General features: G+C 66.9%; 24 protein-coding genes. 20 read left to right on the top strand and 4 right to left on the bottom strand.

Annotated elements, in window-relative coordinates:
* Position 1: 1 nt before the first annotated feature.
* Positions 2 to 1,204 carry an MFS transporter gene (locus tag EAX62_RS12055; RefSeq protein ID WP_233557922.1) on the bottom strand — a complete coding sequence of 401 codons (1,203 nt, stop codon included), beginning with the start codon at positions 1,202 to 1,204 and terminating at the stop codon, positions 2 to 4.
* A gap of 218 nt (positions 1,205 to 1,422) precedes the next feature.
* Here EAX62_RS12055 and rho point away from each other — a divergent pair, with 218 nt between their 5' ends.
* The 17 genes from rho to EAX62_RS11975 all read left to right on the top strand — a co-directional run bounded on the left by rho (position 1,423) and on the right by EAX62_RS11975 (position 15,996).
* Positions 1,423 to 3,357 (top strand): transcription termination factor Rho, encoded by a 1,935-nt coding sequence (rho, locus tag EAX62_RS12050; protein ID WP_121901969.1) that lies wholly within the window; start codon positions 1,423 to 1,425, stop codon positions 3,355 to 3,357.
* Positions 3,358 to 3,485: 128 nt separating this feature from the next.
* Positions 3,486 to 3,692 carry a 50S ribosomal protein L31 gene (gene rpmE, locus EAX62_RS12045; protein ID WP_121901968.1) on the top strand — a complete coding sequence of 69 codons (207 nt, stop codon included), beginning with the start codon at positions 3,486 to 3,488 and terminating at the stop codon, positions 3,690 to 3,692.
* 113 nt (positions 3,693 to 3,805) lie between these two features.
* Positions 3,806 to 4,873 (top strand): peptide chain release factor 1, encoded by a 1,068-nt coding sequence (gene prfA, locus EAX62_RS12040; protein ID WP_121901967.1) that lies wholly within the window; start codon positions 3,806 to 3,808, stop codon positions 4,871 to 4,873.
* The gene (gene prmC, locus EAX62_RS12035; RefSeq protein WP_121901966.1) at positions 4,873 to 5,748 is read left to right on the top strand and encodes a peptide chain release factor N(5)-glutamine methyltransferase; all 876 of its coding nucleotides are present in this window, start codon (positions 4,873 to 4,875) and stop codon (positions 5,746 to 5,748) included. The genes prfA and prmC overlap by 1 nt, the downstream gene beginning before the upstream one ends.
* Positions 5,745 to 6,662 carry an L-threonylcarbamoyladenylate synthase gene (locus tag EAX62_RS12030; RefSeq protein ID WP_407703334.1) on the top strand — a complete coding sequence of 306 codons (918 nt, stop codon included), beginning with the start codon at positions 5,745 to 5,747 and terminating at the stop codon, positions 6,660 to 6,662. Before prmC ends, EAX62_RS12030 begins: the two co-directional genes overlap by 4 nt.
* A gap of 3 nt (positions 6,663 to 6,665) precedes the next feature.
* Positions 6,666 to 7,841 carry an MraY family glycosyltransferase gene (locus EAX62_RS12025; RefSeq protein ID WP_121901964.1) on the top strand — a complete coding sequence of 392 codons (1,176 nt, stop codon included), beginning with the start codon at positions 6,666 to 6,668 and terminating at the stop codon, positions 7,839 to 7,841.
* The gene (locus EAX62_RS12020) at positions 7,828 to 8,313 is read left to right on the top strand and encodes a hypothetical protein (protein ID WP_147454100.1); all 486 of its coding nucleotides are present in this window, start codon (positions 7,828 to 7,830) and stop codon (positions 8,311 to 8,313) included. The genes EAX62_RS12025 and EAX62_RS12020 overlap by 14 nt, the downstream gene beginning before the upstream one ends.
* A 102-nt stretch (positions 8,314 to 8,415) precedes the next feature.
* The gene (locus tag EAX62_RS16745; protein WP_158600663.1) at positions 8,416 to 8,580 is read left to right on the top strand and encodes a hypothetical protein; all 165 of its coding nucleotides are present in this window, start codon (positions 8,416 to 8,418) and stop codon (positions 8,578 to 8,580) included.
* On the top strand, positions 8,577 to 9,368 hold the full coding sequence (atpB, locus tag EAX62_RS12015; RefSeq protein WP_121901962.1) for a F0F1 ATP synthase subunit A: 792 nt from the start codon (positions 8,577 to 8,579) through the stop codon (positions 9,366 to 9,368). The genes EAX62_RS16745 and atpB overlap by 4 nt, the downstream gene beginning before the upstream one ends.
* 48 nt (positions 9,369 to 9,416) lie before the next feature.
* A complete protein-coding gene (atpE, locus tag EAX62_RS12010; RefSeq protein ID WP_121901961.1) occupies positions 9,417 to 9,635 on the top strand; it encodes an ATP synthase F0 subunit C in 219 nt (72 codons plus the stop codon).
* Between the two features lie 5 nt (positions 9,636 to 9,640).
* Positions 9,641 to 10,180 carry a F0F1 ATP synthase subunit B gene (locus EAX62_RS12005; protein ID WP_407703333.1) on the top strand — a complete coding sequence of 180 codons (540 nt, stop codon included), beginning with the start codon at positions 9,641 to 9,643 and terminating at the stop codon, positions 10,178 to 10,180.
* Positions 10,177 to 10,974 (top strand): F0F1 ATP synthase subunit delta, encoded by a 798-nt coding sequence (locus EAX62_RS12000; RefSeq protein ID WP_121901960.1) that lies wholly within the window; start codon positions 10,177 to 10,179, stop codon positions 10,972 to 10,974. Before EAX62_RS12005 ends, EAX62_RS12000 begins: the two co-directional genes overlap by 4 nt.
* Before the next feature lie 17 nt (positions 10,975 to 10,991).
* Complete coding sequence (gene atpA / locus EAX62_RS11995) at positions 10,992 to 12,629, top strand: F0F1 ATP synthase subunit alpha (RefSeq protein WP_121901959.1); 1,638 nt, start codon at positions 10,992 to 10,994, stop codon at positions 12,627 to 12,629.
* Positions 12,630 to 12,635: 6 nt separating this feature from the next.
* Positions 12,636 to 13,547 (top strand): F0F1 ATP synthase subunit gamma, encoded by a 912-nt coding sequence (locus EAX62_RS11990; RefSeq protein WP_121901958.1) that lies wholly within the window; start codon positions 12,636 to 12,638, stop codon positions 13,545 to 13,547.
* A gap of 8 nt (positions 13,548 to 13,555) precedes the next feature.
* Complete coding sequence (gene atpD, locus EAX62_RS11985) at positions 13,556 to 15,007, top strand: F0F1 ATP synthase subunit beta (RefSeq protein WP_121901957.1); 1,452 nt, start codon at positions 13,556 to 13,558, stop codon at positions 15,005 to 15,007.
* Position 15,008: 1 nt separating this feature from the next.
* On the top strand, positions 15,009 to 15,428 hold the full coding sequence (locus EAX62_RS11980; RefSeq protein ID WP_121901956.1) for a F0F1 ATP synthase subunit epsilon: 420 nt from the start codon (positions 15,009 to 15,011) through the stop codon (positions 15,426 to 15,428).
* 106 nt (positions 15,429 to 15,534) lie between these two features.
* Entirely contained in the window at positions 15,535 to 15,996 is a 462-nt protein-coding gene (locus EAX62_RS11975; RefSeq protein ID WP_158600662.1) for a DUF2550 domain-containing protein, read from the top strand.
* A 56-nt stretch (positions 15,997 to 16,052) separates the two neighbouring features.
* Here EAX62_RS11975 and EAX62_RS11970 read toward each other — a convergent pair whose 3' ends face one another.
* The 3 genes from EAX62_RS11970 to EAX62_RS11960 form a co-directional block, all read right to left on the bottom strand.
* Positions 16,053 to 16,673 carry a cob(I)yrinic acid a,c-diamide adenosyltransferase gene (locus tag EAX62_RS11970; RefSeq protein WP_121901954.1) on the bottom strand — a complete coding sequence of 207 codons (621 nt, stop codon included), beginning with the start codon at positions 16,671 to 16,673 and terminating at the stop codon, positions 16,053 to 16,055.
* A gap of 129 nt (positions 16,674 to 16,802) precedes the next feature.
* Positions 16,803 to 17,474 (bottom strand): fasciclin domain-containing protein, encoded by a 672-nt coding sequence (locus EAX62_RS11965; protein ID WP_121901953.1) that lies wholly within the window; start codon positions 17,472 to 17,474, stop codon positions 16,803 to 16,805.
* Between the two features lie 216 nt (positions 17,475 to 17,690).
* Positions 17,691 to 19,247 (bottom strand): molybdopterin-dependent oxidoreductase, encoded by a 1,557-nt coding sequence (locus EAX62_RS11960; RefSeq protein ID WP_199711273.1) that lies wholly within the window; start codon positions 19,245 to 19,247, stop codon positions 17,691 to 17,693.
* Positions 19,248 to 19,359: 112 nt separating this feature from the next.
* On the opposite strand from EAX62_RS11960, the gene EAX62_RS11955 reads away from it, so the two are divergent.
* From EAX62_RS11955 to EAX62_RS11945, 3 genes are read left to right on the top strand one after another with little or no spacing between them, the layout of a single operon-like run.
* On the top strand, positions 19,360 to 20,013 hold the full coding sequence (locus tag EAX62_RS11955) for a peptidylprolyl isomerase (protein ID WP_233557921.1): 654 nt from the start codon (positions 19,360 to 19,362) through the stop codon (positions 20,011 to 20,013).
* A 59-nt stretch (positions 20,014 to 20,072) separates the two neighbouring features.
* Positions 20,073 to 20,405, top strand: a complete 333-nt coding sequence (locus EAX62_RS11950; protein ID WP_147454099.1) for a hypothetical protein — start codon at positions 20,073 to 20,075, stop codon at positions 20,403 to 20,405.
* Positions 20,406 to 20,413: 8 nt separating this feature from the next.
* Positions 20,414 to 20,989, top strand: a complete 576-nt coding sequence (locus EAX62_RS11945; RefSeq protein ID WP_121901950.1) for a hypothetical protein — start codon at positions 20,414 to 20,416, stop codon at positions 20,987 to 20,989.
* Positions 20,990 to 21,011 lie beyond the last annotated feature (22 nt).

Below are 21,011 nucleotides of genomic sequence, written 5' to 3'. Positions count from 1 at the left end.
ATTATGGGCGACGTTCCCGTGCGGCGGGGGACACCAGCCCGGCCACGCCGATGAATACGAGGACCACGAGCAGCGCCCGCAGAAGTCCCACCTGTTGCCCCAGGAAACCGATGAGGGGCGGGCCTCCCAGGAAGGCGACGTAGCCGATGGTGGCCACAGCGCTGACCCGGGCCGCGGCGGTCTTCAGGTCATCGGCCGCGGCGGACATCCCCACGGGGAAGCCCAGGGCGGAGCCAAGCCCCCAGGCCACGATGCCGATCGTCACGGCGACGGGATGGGACAGGAAGATCACAGCTGTCAGGCCGAGCGCCGCCAGGACGGCGCTGCCGCGCAGCACCGGAACGCGACCGAAACGGTCGAGGAGGCGGATGCCCAGTACGCGGCCCACAGTCATGGCGGTCAGGAAGACGCCCAACGAGATGGCGCCCTGGGTGTTGGACTGGTTGTGGCCGTCCACCATGGCCAGTGCCAGCCAGTCGTTGGCGCTGCCCTCAGCCAGCGCCATTCCCAGGATGATGAGGCCCAGCAGCCATGTCAGGGGCTGCTTCCACACGGCCAACCGGTCCGCCACCGTGCCGCCGGTGTCGTCCCCGACGCCTTCGAGTTCGTGACCGATGAACCGGTTGGTGAGCCAGACCGCCACGAGGCAGGCAAGGTTCAGCACGCCGACGTGCACGACGACGGGCACCTGCCACAACTCCGCCAGTGCACCGAGGCCCGCCCCCACCATGGTGCCGACGCTGAACAGCGCATGGAACAACGGCATGAGGGTGCGGTGCAGACGCTGCTCGCAGGCCGCGGCCGACACGTTCATGGCCACGTCCGTGGTCCCCAGCCCGAGCCCGAGAATGACGAGCCCGCCGAACAGCACCCAAAACGACGCCAGTGACGCTCCGATGCCGGCGATGACGACCCCGACGCTCAGGATCGTGACGAAGACCAGCATGGTGCGCCGGGCGCCGAGCCGGGCCACCACATGGCTGGAGCCCACCATGCCGCTGATGGAGCCGATGGCAATGGCCACGGCCAGCACCCCCATCTCGGCAGTGGATGCTCCGAGGACGTCGCGGATGTGCGGGACGCGGGACATCCACGACGCCAGTGCCAGGCCGCAGGAGAAGAACACGAGGAACACGGCGTTGCGCCAGCGCAGCAATTCTGCTGCGGGGTGCGTGCCGGTGGGCTGGGTCTGAGTCTGTCTCACGGGGAAACACCCTAGTCGGTGCGCACGGTGACGATGGTTAGGGAGCGGGGCCCGCGGGTGGTACTGTAAATCCAAGGTCACCAAAGTTGGCGCCAGTGGTTGCTTGTGCCCACTGAAATCACCAACGTCTTCATGCAACGCTTTCGTGTGACCACCCCATCTTGTTCGGCCGGAGTTGCTGTCGCATACTCGCCTCTGGCGCACTTGGAAGGAAACCCGTGACCGATTCCGGTTCCAACAACCTGGCTGGCTTGAAGCTGGTCGAGCTCAAGTCCATGGCCTCCGGCTTGGGCATCAAGGGCGTCTCCGCGATGCGCAAGGGCGACCTCGTGGCCGCCATCGCCTCGGGCCGCGGCGCGCCTCGTGCCTCGGCCGAGGCTCCGAAGTCCCAGACACCCAAGGCAGCAGAGGCCCAGGCGCCGAAGACCGCCCGGGCCCCGAAGCGCTCCGAGCCCGCGGCCCCCGTGCAAGCCGCGCCCGAGCGCAGCGAGCCCCGCCGGGAGACGTCCCGGCCCTCGCAGGACACATCCCCGCAACAGCAGGACACATCCCCGCAACAGCAGGACAATCCCCCGCAGCAGCAGAACGATGCCGCGCAGCAGAACGGATCCCATCAGGGCACCGAGCAGCGCCAGGACGGGCAGGGACGCAACAACCGCCGCCGCCGCGACCGCAACGGTCGGGATCGCGATCGCGCCGCCCAGGAAGCAGTCAACGAGGAGGTGGGCGAACGCCTTGCCGCCGCCATGGGTACGACGGCTCCCGCCAAGCAGCCCGCCGCCAAGGCACAGCAGAGCGCGCCCGCATCCGCACCTTCCGGCATCGACGGTGGCAGCCAGGGCGGCAGCAGCAACCGCTACGACGATGACCACGGTGGCGGGTCCCAGCGCGGCCGTCGCCGTCGCAGCCGTGACCGTCAGGGCGGTAGCAGCAGCGGTGGCAGCAGCAGTCGTCGCCCCACCGGCCGCGGCCCCTCCGGCATGGACCGTTTCGAGAACGACCCCCAGATCAGCGAGGACGACGTCCTGGCGCCGGTCTCAGGCATCGTGGACATCCTCGACAACTACGCGTTCGTCCGCACCACCGGCTACCTGCCCGGCAACAACGACGCCTACCTGCCCATCACGACGGTGCGCAAGTACGGCCTGCGTCGTGGGGATGTCATCGCCGGCGCAATCCGCACCCAGAAGGAGGGCGAGCGCAAGGAGAAGTACACCCCCCTGGTGCGCGTCGACTCCGTGAACGGTGACGACCCCGAGAAGGCGCGCAACCGCCCCGAATTCTCCAAGCTGACACCGCTGTACCCCCAGACCCGGCTCAAGCTGGAAACTCCTGGACCGCAGCTGGCCGGCCGCCTCATCGACCTGGTGTCGCCCATCGGCAAGGGTCAGCGTGGCCTCATCGTCTCGCCCCCCAAAGCGGGCAAGACGATGATCATGCAGGCCATCGCCAACGCGATCGCCGCCAACAACCCCGAGGTGCACCTCATGGTGGTGCTCGTGGACGAGCGTCCCGAGGAGGTCACGGACTTCCAGCGGACGACCTCCGGTGAGGTCATCGCCTCCACGTTCGACCGGCCCGCCGAGGACCACACCATGGTGGCCGAGCTCGCCATCGAGCGCGCCAAGCGCCTCGTGGAGCTGGGACATGACGTGGTGGTGCTGCTCGACGGCATCACCCGCCTCGGTCGCGCCTACAACCTCTCCGCACCGGCTTCAGGACGCATCCTCTCCGGTGGTGTCGACTCCGCGGCCCTGTACCCGCCCAAGAAGTTCTTCGGTGCCGCCCGCAACATCGAGGACGGCGGCTCACTGACCATCCTCGCGACGGCGCTCATCGAGACCGGCTCCAAGATGGACGAAGTCATTTTCGAGGAGTTCAAGGGCACCGGCAACATGGAGCTCCGCCTGACGAGGCAGCTTGCCGACAAGCGGATCTACCCGGCCATCGACGTGGACGCCTCCGGCACCCGTCGCGAGGACCTGCTCATGAGCAAGGACGAGCTGAACATCATCTGGAAGCTGCGCAGGGCACTGTCCGGTCTGGGGGACCAGGCGGCGCTGGAAACGTTGATGACGCGGATGCGCAAGACCGCCGACAACCACGAGTTCCTGCTGAGCGTGATGAAGACGACTCCTGCTCAGGACGGCTGATCGCACTGCCGGTTTGGTGATTGCCGCACACAGTGGCAAAATGGGTCGCCGTGCCGGTTCACGCATCCTGGGGCCCCTTTCATGGCCCCTGCGACCCGGAGACAACACACATCCCAGAGGAGCACCACATGAAGCAGGGCATCCACCCGCAGTACCAGGACACTGAAGTGACCTGCACCTGCGGCAACAAGTTCACCACCCGCAGCACCTCCACCAAGGGCTCCCTGAGCGCCGACGTGTGCGCCGCGTGCCACCCGTTCTACACGGGCAAGCAGAAGATCCTTGACACCGGTGGCCGCGTGGCCCGCTTCCAGAAGCGCTACGCGAGCAAATAACTCCACTGCACCAGACGCTGGGTGTGGCCTGAAATGGCCCACCCGGCGTCTGGTTTTTTGTATCCACGCGCGGGTTCGCCACGCGTGCCCGCCTCGCCCCGGCAAGGAGTCCCGTGTTCGAGTCCGCCGCACCACTGGTCGAGGAGTTCCGCGCGTTGGAGGTGGATTTGGCCGACCCCGCGCTGCACGCCGATGCCTCACGCTCGCGCAAGGTGGGGCGGCGCTATGCGGCGCTGCGACCCGTGGTGGAGGCCCTCGACGAGTACGGCCGCCTCACGGGCGACCGCGACGCGGCCAGGGAGCTTGCCGACCTCGACGCGGATTTCGCCGACGAGGTGGAACAGTTGGAGGGACGCCTCGCCGTCGTGACGTCCCGCCTGACGCGTTTGTTGGCCCCCCGGGACCCCAACGACGACGCAGACGCACTGCTGGAGATCAAGTCGGGCGAGGGCGGCGATGAGTCGGCGCTGTTCGCCGGCGACCTGCTCCGCATGTACCTGCGCTACGCGGAGCACGCAGGCTGGAAGGTGGGCGTGTTGGACGAGCAGGAGACCGATCTGGGCGGCTACAAGTCCGTGACGGTGGTGGTCAAGGGCAGCGCCGTCGACGGCGTCGGCCCGTACGGTCGCCTGAAGTTCGAGGGTGGCGTCCACCGCGTGCAGCGGGTGCCCGTCACCGAGTCGCAGGGCCGTGTCCACACCTCCGCGGCCGGGGTGCTCGTGATGCCCGACGTGGAGGCCGACGAGGTGGAGATCAACGACGACGACCTGCGCATCGACGTGTTCCGCTCGTCGGGGCCCGGAGGTCAGGGGGTCAACACCACTGACTCCGCCGTGCGGATCACGCACCTGCCCACGAACACGGTGGTGAGCTGCCAGAACGAGCGGTCCCAGTTGCAGAACCGCGACTCGGCCATGCGCATGCTGCGCTCGCGCCTCATAGCGCTCGCCGAGCAGGAGGCGGCGTCCCAGGCCTCGCAGGCCCGCAAGTCGCAGGTCCGAACCGTCGACCGTTCCGAGCGGGTCCGCACCTACAACTTCCCCGAGAACCGCTTCAGCGACCACAGGATCGGGTTCAAGTCCTACAATCTCGACGCCGTGCTGGGCGGCACCCTCGACCCGGTGCTGGACGCGTTGGCAGAGCAGGACCTGAGCGAACGCCTCGCGGCCGGCGGTCGCTGATGCGTGCCCACGACGCGATGGCGAGGGCCGCGGCGAGGTTGCAGTCCGCGGGCCTGCCCAGCCCCGTCCCGGACGCGCGGGTCATGCTGACCCACCTGGTGGGGGCGACCCACGGCCTGCTGCTCGCCCCCGACCTCACCGCTGAGCAGGGCGAAGCGTTTGAGGCCATGGTGGAGCGCCGGGCGGCGGGCGAACCCGTGCAGCACATCACGGGAGTCGCGCCCTTCCGCTACGAGGAACTGCGCGTGGGGCCCGGCGTCTTCATCCCCCGTCCCGAGACCGAGCACCTCGTGGACCTTGCCCTGCAGGTGCTGGCGGGGCGGCCACCCGGGCAGCGGCGCGTCGTGGAATTGTGCGCCGGCTCCGGCGCCATCACGCTGTCTCTTGCCCGCGAGATCGGTGGGGTGGAGTTGCACGCCGTCGAGCTCTCCGAGGCGGCGTGGCCGTACCTGCAGGAGAACCTCCGGGGCGTGGATGTGGAGCTCGTGCTCGGGGACATGCGTGATGCCTTCAGAGCGCTGGACGGCACCGTGGACCTGGTGGTGGCCAACCCGCCCTACGTCCCGGAGACCGACCGCCTGCTCCTGCCGGGCGACGTCGTGGGCGGGGATCCTGACATGGCTCTCTTCAGTGGCGCGGACGGGCTGGACGCGCTGCACGTCGTGCGTGACGTGGCGCGGCGACTGCTGCGGCCCGGTGGCTCGGTGGTGGCGGAACACGACGAGAAACAGTCCGTGGCAGTAACGGCCCTCTTCGGCGCCCCGGATTTCGACCACACCGTGGACCTGCCGGACCTCACGGGTCGTCCCCGGTACGTGAGCGCGCAGCGGACCCGCGGGGTACAGGGCTCCGACATGGCAGGATTGACGCCGTGACGAACGAGAACTCCGCAGTGTCCAGTGATGACGTTTCCCAGGGCGAGGTGTCCCCGGAAGTCGTCGCCGCACCCCCAGCGGTGCACGACCTCTTCGTGCAGGCAGAGGCGGGCATAGCTGCCGCCGCCGACGCTGTGGCCGCCGGGCAGTGCATCGTGCTTCCCACCGACACCGTCTACGGCATCGGGGCCGACGCGTTCTCCAGCGACGCGGTCCAGAAGCTCCTCGACGCCAAACATCGGGGCCGCGACATGCCACCGCCGGTGCTGGTGGCCGAGCCGTCCATGCTGCGTGCACTGACGTCCGAGGTCCCCCAGGACGCCGCCGCGCTGGCGAAGGCGTTCTGGCCGGGAGCGTTGACCCTGATCCTCAAGGCCCAGAAGACCCTGCACCTGAAGGTGGGGGAGACCGACGGCACCGTGGCGGTCCGCGTGCCGGACCACGACGGCGCCCGTGCGCTGCTGCGCCGCACCGGCCCGCTGGCGGTCAGCTCCGCGAACCTCTCGGGTCAGGACGCGGCCACCACGTGCGACGAGGCGCGGGCTGCCCTGGGCGACAGCGTAGCCGTCTACCTCGACGGCGGGACGGTGGGCGGGCAGGGGGCCAGCACCATCGTCGACTTCAGCCGTAGCGACAGGGGTCGGGTACTGCGCGCCGGCGCCCTGTCCTTCGAGGACCTCGTGGCCGTGGCAACGCGGCTGGAGCCCCTCCCCGAGCCGGCAACCCCCGACTCCTCTCAGCTCGCAGCACCCGTGGAGCCGGAACAACTGGAGGCCCCCGACGCCTCTCAGCTCGCAGCACCCGTGGAGCCGGAACAACTGGAGGCCCCCGACACCATGGAGGCCATCGAAACGCCTGAGGTGTCCGCGGACGACGACCACGGCGAACACTCCGACGCGCGGGCCACCGAGTGACCCATGCGTGAGTACCTGCTGGTCCTGCTGGTGGCCGCCACCACCACGTACCTGCTGGCGGGGCTGTGCCGCACCATCGCCGTCCGCACCGGGGCCATGGCCACCGTGCGGTCCCGCGACGTCCACACCGAGCCCATCCCGTACTACGGCGGCGTGGCGATGCTCGGCGGCCTCGCGGTCGCGTTCTGGCTGGCGTTGCAACTGCCGTTCCTGGGAAGGCACGCCTCCGTGGCGCACGACGCCTCCGCCGTGCTGTGGGCGGGTCTGGTGATCTGCGTCATCGGGGTGCTCGACGACAAGTACGACATGCCGGCACTCGTGAAACTCGGCGGCCAGGTGCTGGCGGCCGGGGTGGCGGTGCTGCAGGGTGTCCGTATCTACTGGATCCCGCTGCCTGATCGCATCGTCGGCCTGGATGACGCCAGCAGCATCCTCGTCACCTTCTTCTTCATCGCCCTGTGCGTGAACGCCATCAACTTCGTGGATGGTCTCGACGGACTGGCCGCCGGCGTGGTGGCCATCGGCTCAGGTGCCTTCTTCGCCTACTCCTATGTGCTGGCCTACGAGCAGGAGCTGGTGCGTGCCACCACCGCCAGCCTCATCACCGTGGCCACCGTCGGGGTCTGCCTGGGGTTCCTGGGCCACAACTTCCATCCCGCGAAGATGTTCATGGGGGATTCCGGCGCCATGCTGCTGGGGCTGCTCATGGCCATGAGCGCCATCTCCTTCACGGGCCTCGACTCGAGCGCGTTGCCGAGCGCGCCCGGCGACATCCTGCCGGCCCTGCTGCCCATCCTGCTGCCCTTCGCCGCGCTCGCCCTGCCGTTCCTGGACCTCGTGCTGGCCTATGTCCGGCGCACCCGCAACGGCCAGTACTGGTTTGTGGCCGACAAGCAGCACCTCCACCACCGTCTCGTGGCACGGGGCCACTCACATCGCGGCGCGGTGCTGCTCATGTACGCGTGGACGGCCGTGCTGTCCGTCGGCCTCGTGGTGATCACACTCTCCGACGAGCCCTACGCAGTGTGGGTGGTGGGGCTGGCGCTGGTGGCCGTCATCGTCTGGTCCACGCGGCCGCTGCGGCCCGTGGACGCACTCGCCACGCCCGAACCGGGAGTCGTCACGGAGGCCGACGATCCCTCCCTCATGAAAGCGGGTCCACACGATGACCAGGTCTGACAGAGCTCCCCGACCCCCACGTCTCGTGACCGGCTCCGCGCAGAGGGCGCGCCAGATGATGGTGGGCGGGCTCGTCCTGGCCCACGCTGTGGGTGTGGGCATCTTCGGCGTTGCGCTGGCGGTTGCCGGGGGTTCGGCTGCCATCAGCGTCGCCCTGGGCTTCGCCGCCGTGGTGATCTTCTTCTCCATAGGCCAGGCCATCGAGGTGGTGGCGTGCGAGCTTGACCCCGTGCAGGGCCTGGGGCTCGCACTCGCGTCCTACGCCGTGCGGGTGGTGGGGATCGGGGCTGGCATGTGGTTCCTCCTGGGGCACCCCGCCGTGAAGCCCAGTATCGAACCGGGCTGGCTGATGCTGGCCGTCACCGGCACCGTCGTCGCCTGGGTGGGTGGGGTGGTGTTGGTGGCGAGCCGCCAGCGGGTTCCCATCTATGACATCGAGTATGTCGCCCCAGCGGAGCGACTGCCGAAGTGATCGAGCCGGACTTTTCCGCTAGGCTCACCCACGAACATGGTCACGACACCGCCGCCCGAGGGGACACGGCCGCCACCACGAGGCGGTAGTACCGACGATGGCATGGTTGTGCTCAGCTATATCCTGGCGGGTCAGATCCTCTACGGGGGTCTCGGCTGGCTCGGGGACCACTACTTTCACGCCGGGTGGATGCTGCCGGTGGGACTCATCCTGGGTCTCGCCACCAGCACCTACTTGATCATCATGAGATACGGGAGACTTGAGTGAACCCAGGACTTCTTCCGCTGGAGGGCGGCGGTTACACGCCGCCCGGCGTGGACGACTTCAAGTTCGGCCCCGCCTTCGCAGGTGCGCCCGAATGGCTGAACAAGCCCCTGCTGCAGGCCGTGATCGGCGCCCTGCTCGTGATTTTGCTGTGGTGGTGGGCGTCGCGGAACCTGAAGGTCAAGCCCACGAAGGGCCAGTTCCTGGCCGAGTACGTCTACGAGTTCGTCCGCAACGGCATCGCGCGGGACATCCTGCACCACGAGTACAAGAAGTTCCTGCCCTACCTGCTCGGGCTCTTCTCATTCGTCCTCATCAACAACTGGTTCGGTGAGTTCTTCTTCTTCATGTTCCCGACGTTCTCCAATGTCGGCTACGCCTACGGACTCGCACTCCTGTCGTGGTGCATCTACGTGGGTGCCGGCTTCAAGAAGTTTGGCTTCGGTTTCCTGAAGCGCTCACTCATCCCCGAGGGTGTTCCGTGGTACCTCCTGCCCCTCATCATTCCCCTGGAATTTCTGTCCACGTTCATCACTCGGCCCATCACGCTGGCGCTGCGTTTGTTCGCCAACATGTTCGCCGGTCACCTCGTCGTGGCGGTGTTCGTGGTCGGGGGCTCGTTCCTGCTCACCTATGAGAACAACATCGGCTACAACGTCGCCGGTGGTGTCTCCGTCATCTTCAGCTTCGCGATCCTGTTCCTGGAGCTGTTCATCGGGGCCCTGCAGGCCTACATCTTCACCGTCCTGACCGCCCAGTACGTGTCGACCTCCATCTCCGAGGCGCACTAATCACCAACGACTTCCTCCCCGGGAGAGAAGCCATCCGAAAGGTAAGCAATGTACTTGTTGGAAATTCAAGGCTCGCTGAACATGCTCGGCTACGCCATCGCAACCATCGGCCCAGCCCTGGGCGTTGCATGGATCTTTGCATCCGTCATCAATGGCACCGCCCGCCAGCCTGAGGCCCGTGGCGCCATGATGAGCACCGCCTTCATCGGCTTCGCCGTCGTTGAGGCCCTGGCCATCATTGCCATCGCCCTCGCCTTCGTCATCTGATCCGGATGACTGTCCCCGTCATCGGGGTGCTGCAAGAGATCAATCTCGGCCCTCTTGCCCCCGAACACCTGTCGGAGGTCATCGTCGGCATCGTTTTGATGCTGCTGGTCTTCCTGGTGATGTGGAAGGCTATTGTTCCCGCCTTCGAAAAGATGTATGACGAGCGCTCGTCGCGGATCGAGGGCGGTCTGCAACGCGCGGCCGCCGCCGAGGCCAAGGCCGCGGCAGCACTGGCCGAGTACAAGGACCAGCTCGCCTCCGCCCGCGAAGAAGCGGCACGCATCAGGGAGGACGCCAAGAACGCCGGCGCCCAGATCGTTGCCGAAGCTCGCGACAAGGCCTCCACGGAGTCCGCCCGCATTCTGGAATCGGGGCATGCACAGCTGGAGGCGGAGCGTTCTCAGCTCCTGACGCAGTTGCGCAGCGAGGTGGGCGGTCTGGCCACCACGCTGGCAGGCAAGATTGTCGGCGAGTCACTCACCGACGACGAGCGTGCCAACCGCACGGTTGATCGGTTCCTGGCCGAACTCGAGTCGGCGCGATGAAGGCACGCGACGCAGCACTTCACGCCCTCGACGCGAAGACCGACGCCCTGTCGGTGGATGCCGGGGCCGCCGACGAGCTGTTCGCCGTCGTCGACCTTCTTGAATCCGAGGCACCGCTGCGCCGCTCGCTGGCCGACCCGTCGGCATCACCGGAGGACCGGGATGCCCTCGCCACCCGGCTCTTCAGCAGCCGCATCAGCCCAGGCGCCATGGAAGTCCTCTCGGCGGTGGCTCGCGCCCCCTTCTCAGGTGGCCGAGGCCTGCTGAACTCGCTGGAGTCCCAGGGAGTGCGGGCGTTGCTGCGGCAGGCCCGCAGCTCCGGGGACCTGGAGCAGGTGCAAAAGGATCTGCACGGATTCTCGGTCGTCGTTGACGGCAACGCGGATCTGTCGGACTCGCTGCGCAATCGCACCATCCCCCTGGAGGCCCGTCGGGCGCTCGTGGCCCGGCTCACCGCCGACCGCGTGCACCCCGTCAGCGCCAGGCTGCTGGCGCGGGCGGCTGCTGCACGGGTGCGCACGCTCCCGCTGACGGTGGCCTCCTACCTCGACGTGGCGGCCAGACTGTCCGCCCAGCAGATCGCGAAGGTCACTGTTGCCCGTCCCCTGGACGCGGAACGCACCGAGCGGCTGCGCAGAGCGCTCGAGGCGACCGTGGGCGGACCCATCTCGCTGCAGGTCGAGATCGATCCTGCGGTGCTGGGTGGCATGGACGTCCAGCTCGGCGACCACATCATCGAATCAACCATTGCCGGGCGGCTGGATGATGCCCGTCGGCTCCTCACCACCCATTAAGCGAAAGTAGGACCCCCATGGCTGAACTCACCATCAGTCCCGATGAGATCCGGGACGCGCTGGACGACTTCGTCCAGTCCTACCAGCCGGCGGCTGCCACCCGTACCGAGGTGGGCACCGTCCTGACCTCCGGCGACGGGATCGCCCGCGTCGAGGGCCTGCCCTCGTGCATGGCCAACGAGCTGCTGCGCTTCGAGAACGGGACCATGGGCATCGCCCTGAACCTCGACGAGCGCGAGATCGGCGTCGTGGTGCTCGGCAACTCCGACGGCATCAACGAGGGTTCCGTTGTGCACGGCACGGGCGAAGTCCTCTCCGTGCCGGTGGGCGACGGGTACCTCGGGCGAGTCGTGGATGCCATCGGCAACCCCATCGACGGACTGGGTGAGATCGACGGCATCGATGGCCGTCGCGCCCTGGAGCTCCAGGCCGCGGGCGTGATGGATCGCCAGGAAGTCCGCGAGCCGCTGCAGACGGGGCTCAAGGCCATCGACGCCATGACCCCGATCGGCCGTGGCCAGCGTCAGCTGATCATCGGTGACCGCAAGACGGGCAAGACCGCCATCGCGATCGACACCATCATCAACCAGAAGGCCAACTGGGAGTCCGGCGACGAGAAGCTGCAGGTGCGCTGCATCTACGTGGCCATCGGCCAGAAGGGCTCCACCATCGCCGAGGTGCGCAGCACCCTGGAGGCTGCCGGTGCTCTGGAGTACACCACCATCGTGCACTCCCCGGCCTCCGACCCGGCCGGGTACAAGTACATCGCCCCGTACTCCGGCTCGGCCATCGGTCAGCACTGGATGTATGCGGGCAAGCATGTCCTCATCGTGTTCGACGACCTGACCAAGCAGGCCGAGGCGTACCGCGCCATGTCGCTGCTGCTGCGTCGTCCGCCGGGCCGCGAGGCCTACCCCGGTGACGTGTTCTACCTCCACTCCCGGTTGCTGGAGCGTTGTGCAAAGCTGTCCGACGCACTGGGTGCGGGGTCGATGACGGGCCTGCCCATCATCGAGACCAAGGCCAACGACGTCTCGGCCTACATCCCCACGAACGTCATCTCGATCACTGACGGGCAGATCTTCCTGCAGTCGGACCTGTTCAACGCGAACCAGCGTCCTGCCATCGATGTCGGCATTTCGGTGTCCCGCGTGGGCGGTGCGGCTCAGATCAAGGCCATGAAGGGCGTCTCCGGTTCGCTGAAGATCAACCTTGCCCAGTACCGCGACATGCAGGCCTTCGCCATGTTCGCCTCCGACCTGGACCCCACGTCGCGCCGCCAGCTGGATCGTGGCGCGCGCCTCGTGGAGCTGCTGCGGCAGGGCCAGTACGCGCCGTACCCCATCGAGGACCAGGTCATCAGCGTGTGGGCTGGCAACACGGGCCACTTCGATGACATACCTGTCGTGGACGTGCTGCGCTTCGAGCAGGAGTTCCTGGAGCACCTGCGGCACAGCGGCAACGTGCTGCAGAACATCGCCTCCACGAAACTCTTCAGCGACGACGACAAGGAAGCCACCGTCTCCGCGCTCGAGGACTTCAAAACCATCTTCCGGACGTCCGAGGGCAACACCCCCGCCGACACCGAGGAGCACGAGCCCATGGATGAGGACGAGATCGGCCAGGAGACCATCGTCCGCCAGAAGCGGGGTTGATGACTCATGGCTAGCAGCCTGCGGGAGCTCCGGGAGCGTCGACGTTCGGTCTCGACGACGAAGAAGATCACCCGCGCCATGGAACTCATCGCCGCGTCGCGCATCATCAAGGCGCAGCAGGCGGCGAGGTCTGCCATGCCCTACACCCGGGCGCTGACGCATGCCGTCTCCGCCCTGGCGACCCATGCGAGGGTCGACCACCCGCTGCTGGAGGACCGACAGCCAGCGCGTCGCTCGGCGATGCTGCTCATCACGGGCGACCGTGGACTGGCGGGCGCGTACTCGACCAACGTCATCAAGGCTGCGGAACAACTGCACGCCACGCTGGTCAAGGAAGAGGGCCAGGAGTGCGTGCAGTACATCACCGGCACCAAGGGCGTGTCGTACTTCGACTTCCGTCAACGCCACGTGGAGCAGAGCTGGACCGGCTTCTCCGACGCGCCGCTGTACTCGAACGCCAAGGACATCAGTGACGTGCTCATCGAGCGCTTCCTGCGTCCATTCGAGGAGGGGGGCGTGGACCAGATCCACGTCGTCAGCACCCGCTTCGTCTCCATGCTGACCCAGCAGGCGGTGGCCGTCCGTCTCCTGCCTCTCGTGGTGGAGGACAGCGAGGAGGCCCCCGTCAATGGTGAGGTCATCCCGTTCTACACCTTTGAGCCGAACGCCGCCATGGTCCTGGACCAGTTGCTGCCCATGTACGTGGCGAACCGGATCTACACGGCACTCCTGCAGTCCAGCGCGTCGGAGCTGGCCAGCCGCCAGCGGGCCATGAAGTCGGCCACCGACAACGCGCAGGACCTGATCGAACGTCTGACACGCGAGGCCAACCAGGCTCGTCAGGCCGAGATCACCCAAGAAATCTCAGAAATCGTCGGTGGCGCCGCGGCGCTCTCCGAATCAGCCGGAAACGAATGAGGAAAGACATGACTGCCACTGCAGATGCGAGCCCCGTTGCCGCTACCGGCGGGATCGGCCGGGTTGCCCGGGTCATCGGCCCCGTCGTGGACGTGGAGTTCGCGGCCGACCAGATCCCCGAGATCGGCAACGCCCTTCGCGTGGAGACCGACGTGATGGGCGACAAGCGGACCATGACCATGGAAGTCGCGCTCCACATCGGCGACAACCTGGTGCGCGCCATCGCCCTGAAGCCCACCGACGGCATGCGCCGCGGTGCCGAGGTGCGCGACACGGGATCACCCATCACCGTGCCTGTGGGCGACGTCACCAAGGGTCACGTCTGGAACGTGACCGGTGACGTGCTGAACGTGGACCCGGCCTCCATCGAGATCACGGAACGCTGGCCCATCCACCGCGATCCCCCCAAGTTTGATGCCTTGGAGCCCCGCACCGAGATGCTCGAGACCGGCATCAAGGTTCTGGACCTCCTGACGCCCTACGTCAAGGGTGGAAAGATCGGCCTGTTCGGTGGCGCCGGTGTCGGCAAGACCGTCCTCATCCAGGAGATGATCTACCGCATCGCCAACAACTTCGGTGGCACCTCGGTGTTCGCCGGTGTGGGGGAGCGCACCCGTGAGGGCAACGACCTCATCATGGAGATGGATGAGGCAGGCGTCCTCAAGGACACGGCACTCGTCTTCGGCCAGATGGATGAGCCCCCGGGCACCCGTCTGCGCGTGGCGCTGTCGGCCCTGACGATGGCGGAGTACTTCCGCGACGTGCAGAACCAGGACGTGTTGCTCTTCATCGACAACATCTTCCGGTTCACCCAGGCCGGCTCCGAGGTCTCCACCCTGCTGGGCCGCATGCCCTCGGCCGTGGGGTACCAGCCCACGCTGGCCGACGAGATGGGGCAGCTGCAGGAGCGGATCACCTCCACCCGTGGTCACTCCATCACGTCGATGCAGGCCATCTACGTGCCGGCTGATGACTACACGGACCCGGCTCCCGCCACCACGTTCGCCCACCTGGATGCCACCACCGAGTTGTCCCGCGAGATTGCGTCGCGTGGTCTCTACCCGGCCGTGGACCCGCTCAGCTCCTCGAGCCGCATCCTGGATGCCCAGTACATCGGCCAGCCGCACTACGACACGGCAGTGCGCGTCAAGCAGATCCTTCAGCGCAACAAGGAACTGCAGGACATCATCGCCATCCTCGGTATCGATGAGTTGTCCGAGGAGGACAAGATCATGGTGAACCGGGCACGCCGCATCCAGCAGTTCCTCAGCCAGAACACCTACACGGCTGAGAAGTTCACGAACGTGCCGGGCTCGACGGTGCCGCTGGCCGACACCATCGAGGGCTTCCAGATGATCTGCCGCGGTGACGTGGACCACATCGCGGAGCAGGCGTTCTTCAACATCGGCTCCATGGAGGACGTCCACGCGGCATGGGACAAGATGAACAAGGAACGCTGACATGGATCGTCCCCCGCTGAAGGTGGAGGTGGTCGCGGCCGACCGCCAGGTGTGGGCTGGTGACGTGGTCACCGTCATCGCCCGCACCACCGAGGGTGACATCGGCATCCTGCCCGGCCATGAGCCGCTGATGGCTGCCCTCATCCCGTGCGTGGTGGACATCATCACCTCGGACGGCCGCAGTGAGACCCTGGCCGTTGATGGCGGGTTCATCTCGGTGGCACAGAACCACGTGTGGATCCTCAGCCAGAAGGCAATCATGGGTGAAGAGGTCACGCTGGATCTGGCGTACAGGGAGATGGCCGAGCTGCGCTCCCTGGGTGACAAGGAAAACCTCACCGGCGAACAGACGCACCACATGAACATTCTGGATGCCCAGATTCGTGCCGGTGAAAAGGTGCAGAACGAGCAACCAGCCTGATCAGTGGCGTCAATCACAACGATTAGATAACAGTTGTGCCAGATGGTCGGTCCGCCGACCATCTGGCATACCTGTTTCAGGGTTTTCTCAGGTATCTTCTTGTTCCATGGGTTGGGACGTCGCGATCGTCGTCATGTGTGTGACGGGGATCGTCGCCATGCCCTTCGTCGGGTTGTATGCACGCCGCCGCTGGCTCACAGGCCAGGGCGGCCTTTTTGATTGCGCGTACCGGGTGGCCGACGGCGTGCCCGGCAGCGGGTGGGTGCTTGGCCTGGCCCGGTACCGGGAGGACCGTCTGGAGTGGTTCCGGGCGTTCTCCCTGGGGTTGCGCCCCAGCGTCTCGCTCCAGCGTGGCACAACCACCTACGTCCACCAACGGCCCGCCAGCGGGCTGGAGCAAGTGGTCCTGTTCGAGGACTCGCGCGTCATCCTGGTGCGTGAGCGCGTGACGTCCCGCGAGCACTGCCTGGCCATGGACGACGACACCACGATGGGTCTCATCACCTGGTTGGAGTCCGCGCCGCCGGGCAGCCACTACATCCCGGCAAGCGCCGATTCACCGCTCTGAGTCACAGCAACACCCGGAACCCCTGGGGGCCCGGGTTTTTTTGTGCTCGCGGCCACTCAGGAGTTCTTGGCGGGCTTCTCGCGGTCTGTCCCGGGCACCCACAACACATCACCCTCGGTGCCGTTGGTGGTCCGGCTCATGATGAACAACAGGTCGCTGAGACGGTTCAGGTACGTGACAGCGAGCATGTTCACGCCGCCGGTACCACGGTCCTGCGAGGTCTCCGTGCCGTGCACTTCCACAACGCGCCACGCCACGCGCTCGGCGCGGCGGCACACGGTGCGGGCAACGTGCAGTTGGGCTCCCGAGGGGGAACCGCCCGGCAGGATGAACGAGCGCAGGTTCGGCAGCGGGTCGGACAGCTCGTCGCACCACTTCTCGAGGCGGTCGATGGAGGACTGCTCGATCCGCAGCGGTGGCCACTCCGGGTTCTCCTGCAGCGGGGTTGCGAGGTCCGCCCCCACGTCGAAGAGCTCGTTGCGGATGAGGGACAGCATTTCCGTCACGCGCTCCGGCAGCCCGCCGAGCGCGACCGCCACCGCGATGGTCGAGTTGGTCTCGTCGACGGTGCCGTAGGCCTCCACCCTGAGGTCGGTCTTGTCGGTTTCGGAGTTGTCGGCCAGACGGGTGCGGCCGGCGTCGCCAGTGCGCGTGTAGATGCGGGTCAGGTTCACCATGGACTCCAATCTAGTGGCTTGGACGCCGAACACGACACAGGGCGAGGACACCGACGAATCGGTGTCCTCGCCCTGCATCGTGCGCCGCGTGGTGTGCCCGTCGCTGGTGGACGGTGAACCACTGCGGGGTCAGCCCTGGGGCAGGAGCACGCCGTCGATGATGTAGACGGTGGCGTTGGAGGTCTGCACGTTGCCGCAGACGATCTTGGCGGTGCCGTTGACGGTGAAGTCCTCGCCGGAGCCCTCCACCGTGATCTTCTCGGTGCCGTTCAGGGTGTCGAAGACACCCGGGAGGTCTGCAGGCGCGATGCGCTTGTCGACGACGTGTGCGGTCAGCACTGTGGTGAGCAGACCGGACGGGTCGGCCAGGGCCGCTTCCAGGGTGGTCTGGTCCATGGCCGCGAACGCGGAGTTGGACGGGGCGAAGACGGTGATGTCCTCCTTGTTGTTGAGGGTGTCAACCAGGTCGGCCGCCTTGACGGCGGTCACGAGCGTGCTGAGGTCCTCGTTGTTGCTGGCGGCCGTGGCGACCGGATCCTTGCTCATGCCGTCGAAGGAGCCGGCACCGTCTGCCGGCACCGCCGAGCAGCCCGGGCCGAAGGGAGCGTCGGCGTTCATGGCGTCCATGCTCTCCATGGGGCTCGCCATGGGGCTCTCCATGGGGCTTTCCATGGGGCTCGTCATGGGGGCGGTGGAAGTGGCACTGGTCGTTGCTGCAGGCTCGGCGCTCGAGCACGCTGCGAGGCTGATGGAGAACAGGACAGCAGCGCCGATGGCCGCGAAGTTCTTGGTGCGATTCATGATGGTTCTCCTTGATCGATGCGAGGCTGGTCCCCGGTTGCGGCAACCCATTCGAGCTACCTCTCACTGGGTATTCGGAGCCGTGCGGGGGTTGGATTGGATTGTGTGAGAAAAATCCGATTCTTCTTGTGGGGTTGTCCCCGGAGTGCAGCGATCGACCCACCCACGCCAAGGCGTCGATGGGTCGATTCTCCAGGAGTTCACGTGCGTGGGGCTCTACGCCGAGGTGAAGCGGATCAGGTGCCAGCCCGTGGCGCCGGAGGGAAAAACCGGCTGGCGTTCCTCGGGTTGGGTGTTGCCGTCCAGATCGGTGGCGCGGACCTCGGCCGTGTGACCGCCGGGGGGGCCGTCGTAGACGTGGCTCCACTGTCGCCAGAGGTCGATGCCGGCGTCGTCCGCAAGCGTGGTCTCGATCCATTCGCCACCGTCGATCCGGATCTCCACCTTCTCGATCCCGCGATGCTGAGCCCATGCGACACCGGCAAGAACCGGCTTGTCCTTGGTGATGGTGCCCAGTGATTCCGGCACGTCGATGCGGGCCTGCGTTCTCACGTCGGCGTCGGTGGCCCAGCCGCGCTCGCTCCAGTAGGCCTTCCTCTTGTCGTAGGTGGTGAACTCGATGCGGTTCAGCCACTTGGTGGCCGAGACGAATCCGAACAGGCCGGGCACCAGCATCCGTGCCGGGAATCCGTTCTTGTTCGGCAGAACCTCCCCATTCATCCCCACGACGATCATGGCGTCGCGGCCATCCGAGACGGCCTGGAAGGGTGTGGAGCAGGTGTAACCCGAATCCATCGAGTAGGAAAAGAGTTGGTCCACCCCGGGCTTGACTCCGAGCTTGGGCAGCAGATCCGAGAACGGGACGCCCAACCACCGAGCCGTGCCGACGTAGGGGCCGCCCACCTCATTGGAGACGCATGTCATGGTGATGTCACGTTCGATCATCGGCATCTCCATGAGCTCGTCGTAGCTGATCGTCATGGGGTTCTCCACGTCACCATCCAGGGTGAGGGACCACCCCTCAGTCGAATAGGACGGTGTGGTCAACGCTATGTCGACGCGATAGAAGTCCTCGATGCTGGTCGTGAAGGGCGTGTTGCCGGGCACCTGCGCTCCGTCGGGGATGGGTGTGGCCGGTGATGCCGGCGTGGGCAGTCCGAGTCGGCGCGCAGCGGCAGCGCCGGCCTGCTTCACCCGGTCGATGACGACGGCACCCCCCAGCGCGAGGGCGGCGACGGCAGCACCTGCCGCCGTGCCGATCATGAGGTGGCGACGGCTGACGCCGCCAACTGACACCCCGGCGCGATGTGCTGGTGTGGGTGTGTTCGCCCACCACACCAGCCCCATGAGCGTTGCGACCCCGACGACGGATGCCACCAACGACGGCACCACCGCGCTCCCCCCGAAGCCGGGTCGCAACAGTGCCACCACGGCTCCGACCAATCCGAGGGTCGCCACCCCCACGCTGGCAATCCGCGGACGCTGCCAGGCAAGGAGCCCCAGAAGTGCGCCCGCGATCAGCACCACCACGGCGACCGCCGCGATGAGGACGGGTTTGTCCGCGGTTCCCAGGTAGCGCACGGCCACTTCCTTGACGGGCGTGGGGGACAGATCCACCAGTTGCGATCCCACCACGACGACGGGTGAAGCCGCCGGATTGAACAGCGCCGCGACGACGTGGCCCATCGCCAGCGCCACCGCAGCCGAGACGAACCCGGCCAGCGCGCGTAGGACCCGACTGGGCATCGCTCGTTGTTCACCTGTTGTTGCCATGCCGTGTATTCGGAGCGGACCCCCACACCGGATTGGTCCCTCGTCGGCCTTCGTCGGTGCCCCAGAGGTCAGAGGATGCGCACATGCGCTCCGTCATGGGAGGCTGGGTACCGTGAAGAAGATCCTCCTTGTCCCCCTGCTCGCTGGCTCACTGTCGCTGATGGCGGCGTGCGGCGACGCAAACGACTCCGGCCCGGGTGACGACGCCGTGCAGGCCATCTCGTGTGAATATCCCGCCGACGGCAACCCCGCCAAGGCCGTGGATCCGCCGTCGACCACCGACGTGAAGAATGCCGGCGCGGCGTCGGCCACCATCCACCTCACGGCCGGGGACATCGAGATCGCGCTGGACCGGGCCACGACGCCCTGCACCGTGAACTCGTTCGAGTCGCTGGCCCAGCAGGGATACTTCGACGACACCGCGTGCCACCGACTCGTCGACCAGGGAATTTTCGTGTTGCAGTGCGGGGACCCCTCCGGAACAGGCATGGGCGGCCCCGGCTACTCGTTCGCCGACGAGACCAACGCCTCCATGAAGTACCCGGCAGGGACCGTGGCCATGGCCAACGCCGGCCCCGACACCAACGGCTCCCAGTTCTTCCTCGTCTATGCCGACACGGATCTGCCACCGCAGTACACCGTCTTCGGCACCATGGACCAGGCGGGCATCGACGTGGTCGGGGGTATCGCCGCCCAGGGTGTGGCTGCGGAGGACCAGACGAGCCCCATCGCGGAGGCACTCATCACGTCGGTGACACTCGGCTGACACGGGCAAGCGTCAACCAATGGTTGACACTGGCACGCGTCTCGACCACACTGGTCACCATGGTGAACATGACGTGGGTGCTGGCGGTTGTCGTGGGAGTCTCCGTGGCCGTGGGGCTGCTCACCGACGTGGGCTGGCCGGGCTTCGTCATCGGAGCAGTGCTGTCGTTCTCCCTGTGGGTGATGCTCTTTCTGGGGCCCGCCAATTTCGCCGCCAGATCGGTACCTGCGTCGCAGTTCGCCTGGGCGGCTCTCGGTTCCGTGGCGCTGGGATACCTCATCTTCCGGCTCGGTGGCGAGAACCCCGTGATGTGGGCCACCGGTTTCATCGCCGTTGGCGTGGTGGCATTCGGTTTCCCGGCGGTCAGGCGCGGGAAGAGCACGAATTCCTGAGTGTTGTTGTGCCGCGTTCGAATCGGGGGCTGCTGGCGGCCGCGTTGCGCCTCGACAATGCGAGGGCCGCACTGCAGTCTTCCGTGGATGAGGCGCGCGAGCAGGGGCAGAGCTGGGCCGACATCGGTGAGGCGCTGGGGGTCACCCGGCAGGCCGCCTTCAAACGATTCGGGCGACCCCACGACCCGCGGACCGGTGTGGCCATGAGGAACACCACGACGGCGAGCAGCGTTGTTGCCCTCACCGAGCGCGTCTTCACGCTGCTGGACGCGGGGGACCACGACGCCATCGCGGGGCTGATGTCGGCGAGCGCGGCCAGGACGTTGACGCGCGAGGTGCTGCTGGGGACCTGGGCGGCTGCGGTGGCCGAGACCGGCAATCTGGTGGCCTGCCGCGACACCCGGGCCGAGCTGGGGGACAAGACGGTGCTGCATCCCGATGAGTCCGTACTCGGCCTGAGCATTGGGGTCACAGAGCTTCAGTGCGAGGCCGGCGAGTGGATCGGCCGACTGGCGCTGGATGGCGAGCAGCGGATCGTGGGGTTGCTCGTGGTGGCGCCCGGGGAGCAGTCACTGCCCTTCTGACGGCGTCCGGGGCCCTTCGTCA

Source organism: Tessaracoccus antarcticus, assembly GCF_003688855.1.
GTDB lineage: Bacteria > Actinomycetota > Actinomycetes > Propionibacteriales > Propionibacteriaceae > Arachnia > Arachnia antarctica.
Note: the sequence above shows the minus strand (reverse complement) of the source record. Positions and strands in the feature narration are given on the sequence as shown.

What these genes read in the sequence shown, in the direction of transcription:
- rpmE (WP_121901968.1), top strand. Translation starts at nt 3,486, where the DNA reads ATGAAGCAGGGCATCCACCCGCAGTACCAGGACACTGAAGTGACCTGC.
- prmC (WP_121901966.1), top strand. Translation starts at nt 4,873, where the DNA reads ATGCGTGCCCACGACGCGATGGCGAGGGCCGCGGCGAGGTTGCAGTCC.
- EAX62_RS12025 (WP_121901964.1), top strand. Translation starts at nt 6,666, where the DNA reads ATGCGTGAGTACCTGCTGGTCCTGCTGGTGGCCGCCACCACCACGTAC.
- EAX62_RS12020 (WP_147454100.1), top strand. Translation starts at nt 7,828, where the DNA reads ATGACCAGGTCTGACAGAGCTCCCCGACCCCCACGTCTCGTGACCGGC.
- EAX62_RS16745 (WP_158600663.1), top strand. Translation starts at nt 8,416, where the DNA reads ATGGTTGTGCTCAGCTATATCCTGGCGGGTCAGATCCTCTACGGGGGT.
- atpE (WP_121901961.1), top strand. Translation starts at nt 9,417, where the DNA reads ATGTACTTGTTGGAAATTCAAGGCTCGCTGAACATGCTCGGCTACGCC.
- EAX62_RS12005 (WP_407703333.1), top strand. Translation starts at nt 9,641, where the DNA reads ATGACTGTCCCCGTCATCGGGGTGCTGCAAGAGATCAATCTCGGCCCT.
- EAX62_RS12000 (WP_121901960.1), top strand. Translation starts at nt 10,177, where the DNA reads ATGAAGGCACGCGACGCAGCACTTCACGCCCTCGACGCGAAGACCGAC.
- atpA (WP_121901959.1), top strand. Translation starts at nt 10,992, where the DNA reads ATGGCTGAACTCACCATCAGTCCCGATGAGATCCGGGACGCGCTGGAC.
- EAX62_RS11990 (WP_121901958.1), top strand. Translation starts at nt 12,636, where the DNA reads ATGGCTAGCAGCCTGCGGGAGCTCCGGGAGCGTCGACGTTCGGTCTCG.
- atpD (WP_121901957.1), top strand. Translation starts at nt 13,556, where the DNA reads ATGACTGCCACTGCAGATGCGAGCCCCGTTGCCGCTACCGGCGGGATC.
- EAX62_RS11980 (WP_121901956.1), top strand. Translation starts at nt 15,009, where the DNA reads ATGGATCGTCCCCCGCTGAAGGTGGAGGTGGTCGCGGCCGACCGCCAG.
- EAX62_RS11975 (WP_158600662.1), top strand. Translation starts at nt 15,535, where the DNA reads ATGGGTTGGGACGTCGCGATCGTCGTCATGTGTGTGACGGGGATCGTC.
- EAX62_RS11970 (WP_121901954.1), bottom strand. Translation starts at nt 16,673, where the DNA reads ATGGTGAACCTGACCCGCATCTACACGCGCACTGGCGACGCCGGCCGC.
- EAX62_RS11965 (WP_121901953.1), bottom strand. Translation starts at nt 17,474, where the DNA reads ATGAATCGCACCAAGAACTTCGCGGCCATCGGCGCTGCTGTCCTGTTC.
- EAX62_RS11960 (WP_199711273.1), bottom strand. Translation starts at nt 19,247, where the DNA reads ATGGCAACAACAGGTGAACAACGAGCGATGCCCAGTCGGGTCCTACGC.
- EAX62_RS11950 (WP_147454099.1), top strand. Translation starts at nt 20,073, where the DNA reads ATGGTGAACATGACGTGGGTGCTGGCGGTTGTCGTGGGAGTCTCCGTG.